This window comes from Micromonospora sp. NPDC047812, from assembly GCF_040704175.1.
Taxonomy (GTDB): domain Bacteria; phylum Actinomycetota; class Actinomycetes; order Mycobacteriales; family Micromonosporaceae; genus Micromonospora.
Genome location: NZ_JBEYRY010000001.1, coordinates 809,691 through 826,299 on the forward strand (window position 1 = coordinate 809,691; position 16,609 = coordinate 826,299).

20 protein-coding genes are annotated in these 16,609 nt (G+C 74.1%); 12 read left to right on the top strand and 8 right to left on the bottom strand.

The genetic code is table 11. The features are described 5' to 3' along the window. Positions 1–53 precede the first annotated feature (53 nt). Positions 54–1,019: an ATP-binding cassette domain-containing protein gene (locus tag AB0883_RS03635; protein WP_366639162.1), complete on the top strand. Its 966-nt coding sequence runs from the start codon at positions 54–56 to the stop codon at positions 1,017–1,019. Further along, positions 1,012–1,785 (top strand): ABC transporter permease, encoded by a 774-nt coding sequence (locus AB0883_RS03640; RefSeq protein WP_366639164.1) that lies wholly within the window; start codon positions 1,012–1,014, stop codon positions 1,783–1,785. The genes AB0883_RS03635 and AB0883_RS03640 overlap by 8 nt, the downstream gene beginning before the upstream one ends. A gap of 111 nt (positions 1,786–1,896) precedes the next feature. On the opposite strand, the gene AB0883_RS03645 is transcribed toward AB0883_RS03640, so the two are convergent. The 4 genes from AB0883_RS03645 to AB0883_RS03660 all read right to left on the bottom strand — a co-directional run bounded on the left by AB0883_RS03645 (position 1,897) and on the right by AB0883_RS03660 (position 5,433). Then, positions 1,897–2,400, bottom strand: coding sequence for a hypothetical protein (locus tag AB0883_RS03645; RefSeq protein WP_366639166.1), 504 nt, complete (start codon positions 2,398–2,400; stop codon positions 1,897–1,899). 66 nt (positions 2,401–2,466) lie between these two features. Next, positions 2,467–4,107 carry a RecQ family ATP-dependent DNA helicase gene (locus tag AB0883_RS03650; protein ID WP_366639168.1) on the bottom strand — a complete coding sequence of 547 codons (1,641 nt, stop codon included), beginning with the start codon at positions 4,105–4,107 and terminating at the stop codon, positions 2,467–2,469. Between the two features lie 159 nt (positions 4,108–4,266). Beyond that, positions 4,267–5,217: a TIGR03557 family F420-dependent LLM class oxidoreductase gene (locus AB0883_RS03655; protein ID WP_366639170.1), complete on the bottom strand. Its 951-nt coding sequence runs from the start codon at positions 5,215–5,217 to the stop codon at positions 4,267–4,269. Positions 5,218–5,310: 93 nt separating this feature from the next. Next, entirely contained in the window at positions 5,311–5,433 is a 123-nt protein-coding gene (locus tag AB0883_RS03660; protein ID WP_255421002.1) for a hypothetical protein, read from the bottom strand. 178 nt (positions 5,434–5,611) lie between these two features. On the opposite strand from AB0883_RS03660, the gene AB0883_RS03665 reads away from it, so the two are divergent. Continuing rightward, on the top strand, positions 5,612–7,108 hold the full coding sequence (locus AB0883_RS03665; protein WP_366639172.1) for a glycoside hydrolase family 3 N-terminal domain-containing protein: 1,497 nt from the start codon (positions 5,612–5,614) through the stop codon (positions 7,106–7,108). A 4-nt stretch (positions 7,109–7,112) separates the two neighbouring features. Here the strand turns inward: AB0883_RS03665 and AB0883_RS03670 are convergent, their stop codons facing one another. Beyond that, on the bottom strand, positions 7,113–7,400 hold the full coding sequence (locus AB0883_RS03670) for a GNAT family N-acetyltransferase (protein WP_366639174.1): 288 nt from the start codon (positions 7,398–7,400) through the stop codon (positions 7,113–7,115). After that, entirely contained in the window at positions 7,397–8,623 is a 1,227-nt protein-coding gene (locus AB0883_RS03675; RefSeq protein ID WP_366639176.1) for a cysteine desulfurase-like protein, read from the bottom strand. Before AB0883_RS03675 ends, AB0883_RS03670 begins: the two co-directional genes overlap by 4 nt. A 90-nt stretch (positions 8,624–8,713) precedes the next feature. Here AB0883_RS03675 and AB0883_RS03680 point away from each other — a divergent pair, with 90 nt between their 5' ends. The 7 genes from AB0883_RS03680 (at position 8,714) to AB0883_RS03710 (ending at position 13,191) form a co-directional block, all read left to right on the top strand. Further along, positions 8,714–9,079 carry a hypothetical protein gene (locus tag AB0883_RS03680; protein WP_121395429.1) on the top strand — a complete coding sequence of 122 codons (366 nt, stop codon included), beginning with the start codon at positions 8,714–8,716 and terminating at the stop codon, positions 9,077–9,079. Between the two features lie 60 nt (positions 9,080–9,139). After that, positions 9,140–9,961: a DUF1206 domain-containing protein gene (locus tag AB0883_RS03685; RefSeq protein ID WP_366639178.1), complete on the top strand. Its 822-nt coding sequence runs from the start codon at positions 9,140–9,142 to the stop codon at positions 9,959–9,961. Between the two features lie 82 nt (positions 9,962–10,043). After that, on the top strand, positions 10,044–11,240 hold the full coding sequence (locus tag AB0883_RS03690; RefSeq protein WP_366639180.1) for a mechanosensitive ion channel domain-containing protein: 1,197 nt from the start codon (positions 10,044–10,046) through the stop codon (positions 11,238–11,240). A gap of 405 nt (positions 11,241–11,645) precedes the next feature. After that, positions 11,646–12,080, top strand: coding sequence for a phage holin family protein (locus AB0883_RS03695; RefSeq protein ID WP_366639181.1), 435 nt, complete (start codon positions 11,646–11,648; stop codon positions 12,078–12,080). Continuing rightward, complete coding sequence (locus tag AB0883_RS03700) at positions 12,077–12,427, top strand: DUF3618 domain-containing protein (RefSeq protein WP_366639183.1); 351 nt, start codon at positions 12,077–12,079, stop codon at positions 12,425–12,427. Before AB0883_RS03695 ends, AB0883_RS03700 begins: the two co-directional genes overlap by 4 nt. After that, complete coding sequence (locus AB0883_RS03705) at positions 12,424–12,696, top strand: DUF4235 domain-containing protein (RefSeq protein ID WP_089001055.1); 273 nt, start codon at positions 12,424–12,426, stop codon at positions 12,694–12,696. The genes AB0883_RS03700 and AB0883_RS03705 overlap by 4 nt, the downstream gene beginning before the upstream one ends. Before the next feature lie 291 nt (positions 12,697–12,987). After that, the gene (locus AB0883_RS03710; protein ID WP_007075740.1) at positions 12,988–13,191 is read left to right on the top strand and encodes a cold-shock protein; all 204 of its coding nucleotides are present in this window, start codon (positions 12,988–12,990) and stop codon (positions 13,189–13,191) included. A 177-nt stretch (positions 13,192–13,368) separates the two neighbouring features. Here AB0883_RS03710 and AB0883_RS03715 read toward each other — a convergent pair whose 3' ends face one another. Then, positions 13,369–13,563, bottom strand: coding sequence for a hypothetical protein (locus AB0883_RS03715; RefSeq protein WP_121395417.1), 195 nt, complete (start codon positions 13,561–13,563; stop codon positions 13,369–13,371). Positions 13,564–13,603: 40 nt separating this feature from the next. Continuing rightward, the gene (locus tag AB0883_RS03720) at positions 13,604–14,587 is read right to left on the bottom strand and encodes an aldo/keto reductase (protein WP_366639186.1); all 984 of its coding nucleotides are present in this window, start codon (positions 14,585–14,587) and stop codon (positions 13,604–13,606) included. A gap of 85 nt (positions 14,588–14,672) precedes the next feature. Between AB0883_RS03720 and AB0883_RS03725 the strand changes: the two genes are divergently transcribed. Both AB0883_RS03725 and AB0883_RS03730 read left to right on the top strand, forming a co-directional pair. After that, positions 14,673–15,470, top strand: a complete 798-nt coding sequence (locus AB0883_RS03725; RefSeq protein ID WP_366639187.1) for a trans-aconitate 2-methyltransferase — start codon at positions 14,673–14,675, stop codon at positions 15,468–15,470. Next, positions 15,467–16,492, top strand: a complete 1,026-nt coding sequence (locus AB0883_RS03730; RefSeq protein WP_121395411.1) for an adenosine deaminase — start codon at positions 15,467–15,469, stop codon at positions 16,490–16,492. Before AB0883_RS03725 ends, AB0883_RS03730 begins: the two co-directional genes overlap by 4 nt. Positions 16,493–16,609 lie beyond the last annotated feature (117 nt).

Consider the following 16,609-nt stretch of genomic DNA (forward strand, 5'->3'; position numbering starts at 1 on the left):
TGGTGCACGCAGAACAGCGTATTACGTACGCAGTAAATGGAGAGTGAGGGGCGATGGGTACAGCAGTCGCGGCGGTGGAGACCGTCGACCTGCGCAAGTCCTACGGCGGGGCGACGGTGCTCGACGGCCTGACCATGCGGGTGGCCCGGGGCAGCGTGCACGCTCTGCTCGGCCCCAACGGGGCCGGCAAGACCACGACCGTCCGGATCCTGGCCACGCTCACCACGCCCGACGGGGGCGTGGCCCGCGTGGACGGCCACGACGTGGTCCGCGACCGGAGCCGGGTCCGGCGGACGATCAGCCTCGCCGGCCAGCACGCGGCGCTCGACGACCAGCAGACGGGCGCAGAGAACCTGCACATGATGGCCCGGCTGGCCGGGCTGGCTCCGGCCGCCGCCCGGCGGCGTGCCACGGACCTGCTGGAGCGCTTCGACCTGGTCGCCGCCGGCGGGCGGCGGGTGGTGACCTACTCCGGCGGGATGCGCCGCCGCCTCGACCTCGCCGCCAGCCTGGTCGGCGAGCCGTCCGTGATCTTCCTCGACGAGCCGACCACCGGCCTCGACCCGCGCAGCCGGCAGGGGCTGTGGGAGGTGGTCGCCGAGCTGGCCGGGGCCGGCGTGACGGTGCTGCTCACCACGCAGTACCTGGAGGAGGCCGACCGGCTCGCCGACCGGATCGCGGTGCTGCACGGCGGCCGGCTCGCCGCCGAGGGGAGCGCGGCCGAACTCAAGCACCGCTTCGGCGCCCACCGGCTGGAGCTGACGCTGCGCGACGCGCGCAGCTTCGCCGAGGCGGCGCACCGCCTCGGTGGCCGGGTCACGCACCGCGACCCGGCCCGCCTGGAGCTGGCGGTCGCCACCGACGGCGGCGCGCCGGAGATCCGCCACCTGCTCGACGAGGTCGACCCCGACCGGCGGGGCCTCGCCCGCTTCATCGTCCGCGAGGCGACGCTGGACGACGTCTTCCTCACCCTCACCGGCGACCCGGTGACCGTCGGGCGGGAGGCGGCCGGTGTCTGAGCTGACCCTGCGGCCGACCCGCGCCGGCGAGGCCGTCGTCATGGCGGCGCGCTGCCTGCGGCTGTCCCGCCGCAACGTCGACGCGCTGCTCACGTCGCTGCTGCTGCCGGTGCTGCTGATGCTGCTCTTCGTCTACCTGTTCGGCGGCGCGATCGACACCGGCACCCGCTACGTCACCTACGTGGTGCCCGGCGTGCTGCTGCTCTGCGCCAGCTTCGGCGCGGCGAGCACCGCCGTCAGCGTGACCACCGACCTGACCAACGGGGTCATCGAGCGGTTCCGCACGATGGACGTCAGCGCCACCGCGATCCTCGGCGGGCACGTCGTGGCAAGCATCGCCCGCAACACCGTCTCCACCGTGCTGGTCCTGGCCCTCGCCGTCGCCATCGGCTTCCGCCCGGCCGTGGACCCGCTGCGCTGGCTGGCCGCGTTCGGGGTGCTGCTGATCTTCCTGCTCGCCGTGTCCTGGCTGTCGGCCGCGTTCGGCCTGCTGGTCCGCACCCCGGAGGCGGCCGGCGGCTTCACCTTCCTGGCGATGTTCCTGCCCTACCCGAGCAGCGCCTTCGTCCCGGTGGAGACGATGCCGGGCTGGATCCGCGGCTTCGCCGACCACCAGCCCGTCACGCCCGTCATCGAGACGCTGCGCGCCCTGCTGCTGGGCACGCCGACGGGCACGGCCCCGACCCTCGCGGTGGCCTGGTGCCTCGGCTTCCTGGCCCTCTCGGTGCCGCTGACCGCCGTGCTGTTCCGCCGCCGGGTGGCCTGACCGCCACGGGCGACCGCGCCCGCCGCCACCGGCCACGGTCACGCGCGCTCACGGCGCCGGAAGGCGCGACGGCGGCACCGGACCCCGTCCGGTACCGCCGTCGTCGTCGCGTCAGTCGTTGAGGACCTGGGAGAGCCGGTCGCGGAAGCGGCGCTCCGAGTCGCTGACGACGTCCCCGCCGAGGCCCAGGATGCCGCCGCTGGACGCCGCGCCCACCACCTGCTCGGCGATGTCCACCAGCCAGTGCTTGTACGCGCCGGCCTCGCCCTCGTCCGTCCGGGCGGCCAGCAGCACCGCCGCCTCCCTGGCCCGGCCCAGCACGTCCTCCAGGTAGGCGCGCGGGTCGGACGGCGCGATGACCGGCATCTCCTCGCCGGCCTCCGGGTCGCCCACCCGGGTGACGATCTCGCCGGCCACGGCCGCGACCAGCGGGCTGGCCGACTCCCGGCCGGCGGCGATGGTCTCCAGCCCGGCCGCGTTCTCGGCCATGGTGCGCCGGGTGCCGTCGGACTCGGCGGCGCTCGCCGCGGTCAGCACCGACTGCGGCAGGCCGACCAGCAGCCCCCACTCCTCGTCGGAGAAACCGAATCCGGTGTACGCCGGCTGCTCGATCACGGCAACGCCCCTTCCGCACTGTTGTCGCTCGTCGTCCACGGCCCCGCCAGCGGTGCCGGGCTCAGGCTAGTCGAGGGTCAGCAGGCCCTGTTCGGACACCACGCTGACGGACAGCGTCTTGTACCCCACCTCGTCGAAGAGAACCGTCATCCGGTCCTCCTCGTAGCTGAGCACCAGGCCGTGGCCCCACTCCGGGTGCCGGACCTGGCTGTGCACGGGGAACGGCCCGACCGCGCCGTCGTCCGGGGTGCTGGTGCCGGCGTGGCAGTTGTCGCAGTGCCCGCAGACCTGGGTCATCTGCTCACCGAAGTAGGCCAGCAGCGTCTGCCCCCGGCAGGCGGTGGTCTCGGCGAAGGCCCGCATCATGTCGGTACGCGACCGGGTCACGGTCTGCTGCCGCTCGGCCTCGGCCAGGGCCGCCGCGGCGGCGTCCACGGGCGCGGGGGAGTAGCGGGGGGCACCGATGCGCTGCTTCGCCCTCGGCTCGGCCGCGCCGACCTGCTCCAGCAGGGCGAGGTACTGGCCGAGCTTGCGTGGGCCGAGCCCGGTGAGCTCGCGCAGCTCCTTCTTGTTCCGTGCCTTCTTGCGCAACAGCGCCGACAGGTCGCGCAGCTCGTCGGCGTCCGGCAGGCCGCCGCTGAAGAAGCGTTGCAGCCCGACGTCCTCGGCCTGCCACAGCAGCAGCACCCGGGCCGGGGCGCCGTCGCGGCCGGCCCGCCCGATCTCCTGGAAGTAGCTGTCCGGCGAGTCCGGCAGTGCCATGTGGACCACCCAGGCGATGTTCGGCTTGTCGATGCCCATGCCGAAGGCCGAGGTGGCCACCATGATCGGCACCTGGTCGGCGAGGAACGCCTCGTGCAGTTCGGCGCGGGCCCCGGCCGCCATCCCGCCGTGGTAGTACTGGGCCGGGAAGCCGGCGTCGGTGAGCCGGGCCGACAGCTCCTCGGCGGAGCGCCGGGTGGGCACGTAGATGATGCCGGGCCGGGTGTCGTCGCGCAGCAGGGCGATCAGCCGCCGCCACCGGTAGTCCTCCGTCGGGCAGTGCGCCACCTCGAGGAACAGGTTCGGCCGGTCCAGCCCGGAGACCACCACCTCGGGTTCGGTCAGCCGCAGCCGGGCGATGATGTCGTCGCGTACGGGCGGGGAGGCGGTGGCGGTCAGCGCCACCACCGGCGGCCGGCCGATACCGTCGATGAGATGGCCCAGCGCCAGGTAGTCGGGGCGGAAGTCGTGCCCCCAGGCGGAGATGCAGTGCGCCTCGTCGATCGCCACCAGCGCCGGCTTCAGCGCCTTCACCTCGGCCATCCGGTCGGGGTTGGCGAGCTGCTCAGGGGTGATGAAGAGGAACTCCGCGCGCCCGTCGCGGATCTCGGCGATCGCCTCCGCCTGCTGGGCGGCCGACTCGTTCGAGCTGATCCGCACCGCGCGCAGCTCGGGTCGTTGCCGCTCGTTGAGCGCCGCGATCTGGTCCTGTTGCAGGGCGAGCAGCGGCGAGATCACCACGGTCGGGCCGGGGATCAGGCTGGCCGGGATCTGGTAGATCGCCGACTTGCCGGCGCCGGTGGGCAGCACCACCAGAGCGTCGCGGCGCTTCATGACCGCCCGCATGGCGGCCAACTGGTGGGGCCGCAGCGCCGTCCAGCCGAAGAGGCTCTTGGCCGCGCGGCGCAGTGTCGTGGAGTGCGTGGAGTGCGTGGACAGTTTCATCGAGGGCCGGAGGTACCCGCCGTGATCAGCGGCGAAACCGCCGCCCACGTGACCCTCGTCCGCTCCTTCCGGCGCGACCCGCCGGAGCCCTCCCGGGGCGCCCGCCGGAGTCGCCGTCGGGCGCCCGGCCACGGCCCGGGCGCCCGACAGCCGTCGCGGTCAGCGCACGCGGGGGAAGACCTCGCGCTGGTAGAGGTCGAGCAGGCCCTGCCAGTTCGGGCCGGTGTTGGCCACGTAGACCTCGTCGAAGCCGGCCTTGGCGTACTCCTCGATCTTCGCCAGGTGCCCGTCGACGTCCCGCCCGCAGACGAACGCGTCCTTCATCATCTCCGGGCGGACCAGCTCGGCGGCCTGCTCGAAGTGCCGCGGCGACGGCAGCACCTGGGACAGCTCGCCGGGCACCCCGGCGTTCGGCCAGCGCTCGTACGCGATCCGCATCCCCTCCTCCTCGGTCTGCGCGTACGCCGCCTTGAAGCCGGCCTGGCACGGCTTGTCGCCGCCGCCGCCCTCCCGGAACCGCCGGACCAGCTCCGCGTCGGGCGAGGTGTTGACGAAGCCGTCGCCGATGCGGGCCGCCAGGTCGACCGCCTTGGGGCCGAAGCCCGAGACGTAGACCGACGGGGGAGTGTCCGGCAGCGTGTAGATCCGGGCGTGCTCCACGGTGTAGTGCTTGCCGTGGTGGTTGACGAAGCCGCCCCGCCACAGCTCGCGCATCACCTCGACGGCCTCCTCCAGCATCTCCAGCCGGACGTCGGTCTGCGGCCAGGCGTCGCCGAGGATGTGCTCGTTGAGCGCCTCACCGCTGCCCACCCCGAGCACGAACCGACCGGTGTGCATGACCGCGCTGGTGGCCGCCGCCTGCGCCACGACGGCCGGGTGGATGCGCACGGTCGGGCAGGTCACGGCGGTGGTGACCGGGAGCTGGCAGACCTGGCTGAGCGCCCCGATCACCGACCAGACGAAGGGGCTCTGCCCCTGCGCGTCGGTCCACGGGTGGTAGTGGTCGGAGATCCAGAGCGCCTCGAAGCCGGCCCGCTCCGCGCCGCGCGCCTGCTCCAGCAGCTCGGCCGGCGTGTACTCCTCGGTGGACAGAAAGTAGCCGATCCTCATGGTTCCCCCTCGCAGTGTCGTACCGGTCCAACGAGGCAGGCGGTACCCCGGTGGCCGCCGCCGAATCCCGGGCGGCGCGGGGACGCGGCGGGCTCAGCGCCGGAACATCGCGCGGATCGCGACGAGCAGCAACAGGCCGCCGACGACCAGGCCGAGCAGGCGTACGCCGGGGATGTCGGCCGGGCTCGTCGCGTCGGCCAGCAGCAGGGGATCCATCCCCGAACTGTCCCCAGCTCCGCGCCCGAGGGCAACTGTAAGGTTTATTGACTATTTCCTCGCACGGTGTGACCATGTCAGCACCGCCGCCGGTGGCGGGCCGCCGGGCGCGGAGAAGACGGGGGTACGACGACCGCATGAGCGAGCGACACATCAGCCACCACGCGGGCGGGCCGGCGTGAGCGCCCCCGCCGGGAGCCTGACGGCCCTGGCCGCCGCCGTCCTGCAACCGGGATTCGTCGGCACCACGCCGCCACCCTGGATCTGCCGCTGGCTCGGCGAGGGCCTCGGCTCCGTGGTGCTCTTCGCCCGCAACGTGGTCCACCCGGAGCAGGTGGCCGCCCTCACCGCCACCCTGCGGGCCGAGCGCCCCGACGTCGTCGTCGCCATCGACGAGGAGGCCGGCGACGTGACCCGCATCGAGTCCGCCCGGGGCAGCTCCCGGCCCGGCAACTTCGCTCTCGGCGCCGTGGACGACCCGGCGCTCACCGAGGAGGTCGCCCGCGACCTGGGCGCCGACCTCGCCGCGCTGGGGGTCACCCTCAACTACGCCCCCGACGCCGACGTCAACTCCAACCCGGGCAACCCGGTGATCGGCGTCCGCGCCTTCGGCGCCGAGCCGGCGCTGGTCGCCCGGCACACCGCCGCCTGGGTACGCGGCCTCCAGGCGGGCGGGGTCGCCGCCTGCGCCAAGCACTTCCCCGGGCACGGCGACACCCAGGTCGACTCGCACCACGACCTGCCCCGGATCGCCGCCGACCGTCCCCGCCTCGACGCCGTGGAGCTGGCCCCGTTCCGGGCCGCCGTGACCGCCGGGGTGCAGGCGGTGATGACCGGCCACCTGCTGGTGCCGGCGCTGGACCCGGAGCTGCCGGCCACCCTCAGCGGCCGGATCCTGGGCGGGCTGCTCCGCGACGAGCTGGGCTTCTCCGGCGTCGTCGTCACCGACGCGGTGGAGATGCGGGCGGTCACCGACCGGTACGGCTTCGCGGGCGCGGCGGTGCGTGCCCTCGCGGCCGGCGCCGACGCGATCTGCGTCGGCGGGGAGCGCGCCGACGAGGGATCGGCCCGGCTGCTGCGCGACGCCATCGTCGCCGCGGTCGTCGCCGGCGACCTGCCCGAGGAACGCCTCGCCGAGGCGGCCAAGCGGGTGGGGCAGCTCGCCGCCTGGACCGTGGCCGCCCGGGCCGACCGGCCGCCCCGGCCCCGCCCGACCTCCGCCGGCTCGGCCGTCGGGCTGGCCGCCGCCCGCCGGGCGCTGCGGGTCACCACCGCGCCCGCCGGCGTCGGCGCGCTGCCGCTGGCCGGTCCCGCCCACGTGGTCGAGTTCGAGCCGCCGCGCAACATCGCGATCGGTCCGGAGACCCCGTGGGGGCTCGCCGCCCCCCTGGCCGACCAGCTCGCCGGCACCACCACCGCCCGCTACGCCGAGGCCGACGTGCCCGCCGACCCCACCGCCGGGGCGGCCGGCCGGTGCCTGGTGCTGGTGGTGCGCGACCTGCACCGGCACGACTGGATGCGGGCGTCGGTGAGCCGAGCGCTGGCCGCCCGCCCGGACGCGGTGGTGGTCGAGCTGGGCGTGCCCGAGCTGGTCACCGGCGCGGTCCACGTCGCCACCCACGGCGCCACCCGGGCCGCCGCCCACGCCGCCGTCGGGCTGCTGACGGGCCGCTGACGGGTTACGCCTCGGGGGTGACCAGGTCGGCGTACTCGGGGTGGCGGCCGATGAAGGCCGCCATGAACGGGCAGCGGGGCACCACCGTCGTGCCGCGCTCGCGGAGCTGGTCGAGGGTGCCCCGGACCAACGCCGCGCCGACGCCCATGTCCTGGAACCTCGGATCGACCTCGGTGTGGGTGAAGACCAGCACCTCGCCGCGCGGCAGGTAGGCGGTGAACCCGGCCAGCGCGTCGTCGACCAGGATCTCGAACCGGTGCTTGGCGGGATTGTCCTCGACCAGGGTGCTCACCCGGCCATTCTGCCCCCGCGACGGGTGAGCCGGTCCAGTTCGTCGAGCAACCGGTCCACCTCGTCGACGGTGTTGTAGTGGTAGAGGCTGGCGCGCACCGCCCCGCCGCTGTCCCGCAGCCCCATCGCCTGGAAGTACTCGTACGCGTAGTAGTCGCCGGCGGAGAGGCAGAAGCCGGCCGCGCCCAGCTCCTCCTGGGTGCGCTGCGGGGAGAGCCCGTCCAGCCGGAAGGACACCGTCGGGCAGCGCCGGGCGGGGGAGCCGAGCACGGTGACCCCGGGCAGCGCGGCCAGCCCGGCGAGCAGCCGCTGAAGCAGCGACTCCTCGTACGCCCGCGCTGCGCCCAGCCCGGCGAGCAGCCGCTCGCGCCGGCTGCCGGCGGCCGTCGGCTCCAGCCCGGCCAGGTGGTCCACGGCGGCGGCCACGCCGGCCAGCAGGGGGAAGCTCGGGGTGCCGTACTCGAAGCGGTCCGGCACCGCGTCGGAGGACGGCAGCAGCTTCGCCGGTCGCAGCCGCTCCCACGTCGCCGGGGCGGCCACCATCGCGGCCAGGTGCGGCCCCGACCACTTGTACGCGCTGGTGACCAGGAAGTCGGCGCCCAGCGCGGCGACGTCGGTGGGCCCGTGCGGCACCGAGTGCACCCCGTCGACGCAGACCAGCGCCCCGGCGGCGTGCGCGGTCGCGGCGATCGCCGCCACGTCCGGGACGGTGCCGGTCGCGTTGCTGCCCGCCGTCACCGCGACCAGCCGGGTCCGCTCGCCGACCAGCTCCGCGTAGCGGGCCGCCGGCAGCTCCGCGGTGTCGCGGTCGAACTCGGCCCAGCGCACCGTCGCGCCGGCCGCCTCGGCGGCCTGCACCCAGGGGCGCACGTTCGCGTCGTGGTCGAGCCGGGAGACCACCACCTCGTCGCCGGGCCGCCACCGCGCCCCCAGGGTCCGGGCCAGGGTGTACGTCAGCGCGGTGGCGCTCGGCCCCAGCACCACCCCGTCGGGTTCGGCGCCGAGCAGGTCGGCCACGGCCGAGCGGGCGGCGGCCACCATCTCCAGCGAGCGCCGGCCGGGCGCGAAGGCGGCGCTGCGGTTGCCCACCGCCGCGCGCATGGCGGCGGCGACCGCTTCGACGACCGGGCCGGCGGTCTGGGTGCCCCCGGCGCCGTCGAGGTGGACGAAGCCCTCGGCGAGGGCGGGGTAGGCGGCCCGGGTGCGGGCGATGTCGAACGGCATGCCCGGGACCCTAACCCCTGCCGCGGGCACCCCACCTGGGCGGATGATCACGCGCTGCCGCAGTGGCCGACGTCTCGTACCCTTGGCGGGGTGACGAACCGACGTGTTGACTCCCCGCTGACCCCCACCCGCCGGGCCGCCGGCCTGTTGGCCGGCCTGGCGCTCGGCGTCGCCGTGCTCGCCGGCTGCAGCTCCGAGGGCGCCAGCACCGACTGCGGTCTGGACGCCTGCACCGTCACCTTCGACCGGGGCGTGGACGCCAGCGCCACCATCCTCGGCGTGGAGGCCAAGCTGATCGGCGCGCAGGGCGACCAGGTGACCGTCGAGGTCGCCGGTGAGCAGTTGTCGCTGACGACCGGCCAGCAGGCCACCGAGGTCGGCGGCTTCGCCGTGACGCTGGACAGCGTCACCGACCAGGAGGTCAAGATCCGGGTGTCGAGGAACCCGGGCAACTGACCCGACCGGGGCGGCGGTGGCCGACGTTTGGAAATCTTCGTATTCGGTGATTGTGGCGCCATGTCACTCACCCGGAACGCCGAAGCCACCGCCTCCCGCACGGCGAACAGCAGGTGGCTCGAACTGTTGGCCAGAGCCGGTTTCGTCGGCTACGGCATCGTGCACCTCCTGTTCGCCTGGCTGGCGTTGCAGATCGCGTTCGGCAAGCCCGGCGACGACGGCGACCAGTCCGGCGCGCTGCGCACCATCGCCGCCCAGCCGCTCGGCAAGTTCCTCGTCGTCACGATCGCGGTCGGCCTGCTCGCCATGGCGATCTGGCAGGCGCTGGAGGCGGCCGTCGGGCACCGCGCCGAGCGCGGCAAGGAGCGGGTCTGGGAGCGGCTGGCCTCGCTGGGGCGGACCATCGTCTACCTCTACTTCGCCTGGACGGCCTTCAAGGTCTTCAAGGACGCCGGCTCCAACAGCGCCGACCAGCAGGAGGCGCTGACCGGCAAGGCCATGGAGTCCTCCGGTGGCCGCTGGCTGGTCGGCCTGGCCGGGCTCGTGCTCGCCGCGATCGGCGTCGGCCTGGTGATCTACGGCCTGGTCAAGCGCTTCGAGAAGCACCTCAAGACCGGTGAGATGAACGCGAGGACGCGCCAGCTCGCCCGCCGGCTGGGCATGGCCGGCTACATCTCCAAGGGTGTCGCGTACGGCATCTCCGGCCTGCTGATCATCCTGGCCGCCGTCAACTACGACCCCGAGAAGGCCCGCGGCCTGGACGCGGCACTGCGCACGCTGCGCGACCAGGCGTACGGCCAGATCCTGCTCACCCTGGTGGCGCTCGGTATCGCCGCCTTCGGCGCCTTCTGCTTCCTGCAGTCCCGGTATCGGAAGGTCTGAGCCTGGTCGATTCCGGCGTCGCCGGGCACTATTGGGCCTTTGCCCGAAGCACGTGCCCGGCGCCAGGAGGAGGAAAGAACCCGTGCAGAGCTACCTCGGGACGATCGTCGCCGCGCTCGCCGCAGCGGCGATCGCCCTGTTCGCGGTCGAGGTCGCGCACCGCGTGATCCGGCGGGTCGGCCGGCGTTCGCTGCTGTTGACCGAGCTCACCGACCACGCGCACCGGTCGATCCAGGTCGCCGCCACCGTCGTCGCCGTCCAGTTCGCCGTGCGGTTCAGCACCGGCTACGCGGTCGGCGACCAGTGGCGGCAGGTGCTGCTGCACCTGCTGGTGCTGGGCGTGATCGCCAGCGTCGCCTGGCTGGTCGCCTCGCTGCTCGTCGTGGCCGAGGACACCGCACTGGCCCGGTTCCGGGTGGACGTGCCGGACAACCGGCACGCGCGGCGGGTGCGGACCCAGGTGGTCATGCTGCGGCGACTGACGATCGCGGTCATCGTCGTGCTGGCGGTCGGCGTGATGCTGATGACCTTCCCGGCCGTACGCGGCATCGGCGCCGGCGTGCTGACCAGCGCCGGTGTGGTCGGTGTGGTCGCCGCGCTGGCCGCGCAGAGCCTGCTGGGAAACGTCTTCGCGGGTCTCCAGCTCGCGTTCAGCGACGCGGTCCGGCTCGACGACGTCGTGGTGGTCGAGGGGGAGTGGGGCCGCATCGAGGAGCTGACGCTCAGCTACGTGGTCGTGCAGATCTGGGACGACCGGCGGCTGATCCTGCCGACCTCGTACTTCACCAGCAAGCCGTTCCAGAACTGGACCCGGACCGAGGCGGCGGTGCTGGGCACCGCCGAGTTCGACGTCGACTGGGCGATCCCGGTGCAGGCCATGCGGGAGGAGCTGCGCCGGCTTGCCGAGAGCACCGACCTGTGGGACGGCCGGGTCTGCGTGCTCCAGGTGACCGACGCGACCGGCGGGACGGTCAAGGTGCGCGCCCTGGTGAGCGCCGCCGACGCCGGCAGCCTGTGGGACCTGCGCTGCCTGGTGCGCGAGCACCTGGTCGCCTGGATCCGGGACCACCGGCCGACCGCCATGCCCCGGATGCGTACCGAGATCGGTGACGCGGAGAGCAACCTGGCGTGGCAGTGGGTACGACCCCGCCAGCCGGTGCGGCGCCGTACCGACGCCGAGCTGCCCGACGACGCCCGGGTCTTCGGCGGCAGCGACGACGGCGACGCCCGTAGCGAGGCCTTCGTCGGCCCCGACGAGCCCGCCGAAGCCCGCCGCTGACCCACCCCGGCCTACCGGCCCACCCGCGCCCCTGGAGCCCTCCGGCCGCCCGCCCGCCGGAGGGCTCCCCCGTCCCCACCCCACCCCCTGCTCGGCCGAGCAGGGGCGGCGCGGCCGGGGCGGCGCGGGCCGGGGGCCTTCCGGGGGTGGGTCGTGACCTGTGGGGGGCGGGGGCGTTGGAGGATGTGGGCGGGGTTGTGCCCCGTGGGGTGGTCGGGCGAAGTGCGCTGGCTCGGGAAGTTTGACCGGGCGTGTGGCGGGAACCGCTGCGCGACGCTTCTGCATCTTCTTCCGCGCCGTACGGCGGCTCGGGGCGCGGCGGTCCGGGCTCACCGGCCGCCGGGCGAAGGATTGGCGGGCGGCGACTCCGGGCATACAGCGCGGTGATGATGAAAGGAGGACAGCATGGCTGACGTGGCGAACGCCCGCACATCCCGTACCGGGAGCGAGCCGTCCACCGCCGAGCTGGTGCAGCGGGCCACGGAGCAGGTCTCCCGCCTGGTCCGGGACGAACTGGCCCTGGCCCGGGCGGAGCTGACCCAGAAGGGCAAGCACGCCGGCATCGGCATCGGTCTCTTCGGCGGTGGCGGGGCGCTGGCGCTCTACGGCCTCGGTGCCCTGGTCGCCACCGCGATCCTGCTGCTCGACCTGGTGCTTCCGGCCTGGGCGGCGGCCCTGATCGTCGCGGTGGTGCTCTTCGCGATGGCCGGCGTCCTGGCTCTGGTGGGCAAGAAGCAGGTCAGCCAGGCGGTCCCGCCGGTGCCGGAGGCCGCGGTCCGTAGCGTCCGGGCGGACGTGGACACGGTCACCGCCGCCGTGAAGGACAGGGGACGGGCATGACGACGGGCAACGGCCGGGGCAGCGGCGACACCGAGGCGCTGCGGGAGGAGATCCGGCGGACCCGGGTCGAGCTGGGCGAGACGATGGAGGCGTTGGCGGCCAAGGCCGACGTCAAGGCGCGGCTGAGGTCCTCCGCCGACCAGGCGAAGGAGCGGGTGCGGGACCAGGCGGCGCAGACCGTGGCCCGGGTGCGCGGGCAGGCGGCGCAGAAGGCGCAGCTCGCGCGGGGGCAGGCGCAGGAGAAGGGTGCCGTCGTACGGCGTAACCCGACGCCGTTCGTCGCCCTCGCGGCCGGCGCGGTGGCGGCCGTGATCGTGTTGATGATCGTCCGGGGGAGGCAGCGGTGAGCAGGGGTATCGGAAAGGCCGCCTACAAGCCGGTCGGCGTGCTGATGGGCATCGCCGCCGGTACGGTCGCGGGCGCGATCTTCCGGCAGGTGTGGAAGATGACCGCGGGCGACGGCGAGGCGCCCAGCGCCACCGACGAGGACCGCGGCTGGGGCGAGGTCCTGGCGGCGGCGGCGTTGCAGGGCGCCATCTTCGCGGTCGTCCGGGCCGCCGTCGACCGGGGTGGCGCGGTGGGCGTACGCCGGTTCACCGGAAGCTGGCCGGACTGAGGCGGACAACGACGAAAGACCCCCGCACCGGCGCGATGGTGCGGGGGTCTTTTCGCGCGGGTGCAAGGGCCCACCCAGCGGATCTTCGGCATCCGTCAGGTCACATGTCGAAGAATTTCGTCCGGTAGGCTGTGCAGAGTTTTCGCTACGTGGTTTGCTGTTTCACGCTGTTGAGAGATGGCGTGGGTTGAGTGAAGTCTCCTTCGTGGGGGCCGCCTCAGGCACCGCTGCTCGAAAACGGCCAATCGGCCGCACGGCGTGCTCGGCCGCCAGTTTTAGAAGGAGATACACATGGCGCAGGGAACCGTGAAGTGGTTCAACGCAGACAAGGGCTTCGGCTTCATCACCGTCGACGGCGGGGGTGCTGACGTGTTCGTCCACTTCTCGGCCATCCAGACCAGCGGCTACCGCACGCTGGAGGAGAACCAGCGGGTGGAGTTCGAGATCGCCCAGGGTCAGAAGGGTCCGCAGGCCGAGCAGGTCCGCCCCATCTGAGCAGTGCCGGTCGGCAGCCGCCGGCCAGTGGGTGATCCGGCGCCCGGATCACAGCGAAGCCCCGTATCCCGCCCGGGATGCGGGGCTTTCCGCGTTCACGACGTCGGCCGTCGTGGCCGGACGTGGGACCGGGCGGGCTGTCGACGGCGGCGGGAGGCAGGGGCCCGCCGACGGCGCTCAGCGGCGCTTGCGTACGCGCAGCCCGAACCAGAGCGCGACCAGGCCGGCGAGGACCACGAGGGGCCCCAGCACGGCCCAGATCCGCTGGTCGGTCATCACGCTGCCCTCGACGTAACCGAGGCCCTGCACCGTCCACACCGCACCGCCGACCACGGCGAGCAGGCCGAGGGTGAGCGGCAGCCAGCCCTTCATCGCGTCTTCCCTCCGTCGATCCCCGTCGCGGCCGCCCGATTCACCACCGGTCGTGCACCCGCGGCCGGACCAGCTCGTCGTAGACCTCCGCCACCGCCGCCAGTTCCCGTCCGGAGAGCGGCGCCTGGTCGGCCACGGCGGCGTTGCCCCGGGCCTGGGCGGCGTCGCGGGCGCCCGGGATGACCACGGTGACGCCGGGCTGGTCGACGACCCAGCGCAGCGCGAACTGGGCCGTCGTGCGCCCGTCGCCGACCAGCGGCGCCAACCGGCGTACGGCGGCCAGGCCCAGTGTGAAGTCGACACCGGAGAAGGTTTCGCCGACGTCGAACGCCTCGCCGTGCCGGTTGTAGCTGCGGTGGTCGTCGGCGGCGAAGGTGGTGTGCTCGTCGTAGCGGCCGGAGAGCAACCCACTGGCCAGCGGGACGCGGGCGATGATGCCGACCCCGGCGGCGGCAGCGGCCGGGAGCACCCGGTCGAGGGGCTTGTGCCGCAGCGCGTTGAGGATGATCTGGACGCTGGCCACTCCCGGCCGGGCGATGGCGGTGAGCGCCTGGTCGCAGGTCTCCACGCTCACCCCGTAGCCGGCGACGCGTTCCTCGGCGACCAGGGTGTCCAGCGCGTCGAAGACGGCGTCGTCGGCGAAGACGGCGGTGGGCGGGCAGTGCAGCTGCACCAGGTCGAGGGTGTCCGCGCCGAGGTTGCGCCGGGACCGGTCGGTCCACTCGCGGAAGTGCGCCAGGGTGTACGCCTCGGGCGTCTGCGCGACGCGGCGGCCCATCTTGGTGGCGACCGTCAGCGTGGCGTCGGGCCGGCTGCGCAGGAACCGCCCGATGAGCTGCTCGCTGCGCCCGTCGCCGTAGACGTCCGCCGTGTCGAGGAAGGTGACCCCCGACTCGACGGCGGCGGTCAGTACGGCGGTGGCGTCGGCCTCGCTGACCGTGCCCCAGTCCGCGCCGAGCTGCCAGGCGCCCAGCCCGATCACCCCGACGCGCCGCCCCAGCCGGGGGAAGGTGCGCTGCTGCATGGGACTGAGCCTAGTGATCGGCTTGTCCGGTCGCGCGACGGGCCGTACGGTGAAACAAGACGGACGTACGGTTTGGGAGGCAGCGATGTGGGATCCGACGACGTACCTGCGCTACGGCGACGAGCGCTCCCGGCCCTTCCACGACCTGCTCGCCCGGGTTCCCGCCGGGCGCCCGCGCGCGGTGGTCGACCTCGGCTGCGGCCCGGGCAACCTGACCGCCACCCTCGCCGCGCGGTGGCCGGACAGCCGGGTCGCCGGCCTCGACTCCTCGCCGGAGATGATCGCGCAGGCCGCCGCCGTCGCCCCCGGGGTCTCCTTCGCCGTCGGTGACGTCCGGCACTGGCACCCGGAACCCGACGTGGACGTCGTGGTCAGCAACGCCGTGCTCCAGTGGGTGCCCGGCCACCGGGAGCTGCTCACCCGCTGGGCCCGGGAACTGCCCGCCGGGGCCTGGCTGGCCGTGCAGGTGCCGGGCAACTTCGACGCCCCCTCGCACCGGGCGCTGCGCGAGGTCGCCGACCGGCCGGCGTGGCGTGCCGACGTCGCCGGGCTGCTGCGCCGGCCCCCGGCCGACGACACCGCCCTCGGCTACGCCGACCTGTTGACCGGTGCCGGCTGCGCGGTCGACGCCTGGGAGACTACCTACGTGCACCTGCTGCCGGCCCGCGCCGACGCCGACCACCCCGTACTGTCCTGGCTGGAGGGGACCGCGCTCCGGCCGGTCCGCGCGGCCCTGGACGCCGCCGGCTGGTCCGACTTCCGGGCCGAGCTGGGCGTACGCCTCGCCGAGGCGTACCCGGTGCGGCACGGCCAGGTGCACTTCCCGTTCCGCCGCGTCTTCTTCGTCGCCCGCACCGGCGCCCGCGCAGAGGAGAACCAGTGACCGACCTGCAAACCTTCATCGCCGGACTGCCCAAGGTGGAGCTGCACGTGCACCACGTCGGCTCCGCGTCACCCCGGATCGTCGCCGAGCTGGCCGCCCGCCACGAGGGCCGCAGCCCCGTGCCCGCCGACCCGGCCGCCCTCGCCGACTACTTCGCCTTCCGCGACTTCGCGCACTTCATCGAGGTCTACCTGAGCGTCGTGGACCTGATCCGCGACCCCGACGACGTCTGGCTGCTCACCCACGAGGTCGCCCGCGAGCTGGCCCGCCAGCAGGTCCGCTACGCCGAGCTGACCGTCACGCCCTACTCGCACGTGCACCGGGGGATCCCCGCGCCCGCGTTCTGCGAGGCGATCGAGGACGCCCGCAAGCGGGCCGAGGCGGACTTCGGCATCGAGTTGCGCTGGTGCTTCGACATCCCCGGCGAGGCCGGCCTGGCGGCGGCCGAGGAGACGCTGCGCATCTCGCTGGAGGAGCGCCCGGACGGGCTGATCAGCTTCGGCCTCGGCGGCCCCGAGATCGGGGTGCCCCGGCCGCAGTTCAAGCCGTACTTCGACCGGGCCCGGGCGGCCGGGCTGCGTTCGGTGCCGCACGCCGGCGAGACCACCGGCCCCGAGACCGTCTGGGACGCGCTGCGCGACCTGGGCGCGGAGCGGATCGGGCACGGCATCTCCGCGGCGCGGGACCCGGAGCTGCTGGCGTATCTCGCCGAGCACCGGATCGGCATGGAGGTCTGCCCGACCTCCAACGTGCGTACCCGCGCGGTCGCCAGCATCGAGGAGCACCCGCTGCGGCAGTTGGTCGACGCCGGCCTGCTGGTCACCATCAACTCCGACGACCCGCCGATGTTCGGCACCACCCTCGACGACGAGTACGCCGTCGCGGCCCGGCTGCTCGACGTGGGTCCGGAGGGGCTGGCCGCGCTGGCCCGCGACGCGGTGACCGCCTCGTTCCTGGATCCGGCCGGCAAGCGGCGGATCACCGCCGAGATCGACGCCCACCTGGCCGCCGCCACCGGCTGAGCGGAGGGGACGGCGCGCGGCGGGAGGAGGTGTGGGGGGACCGAGTCTCCCGCCGCGCGCCCGGTTCCACCGGCCGGTGGGGTGCCCCGAGGCATTGACCGGTGGAACTGATGGGTT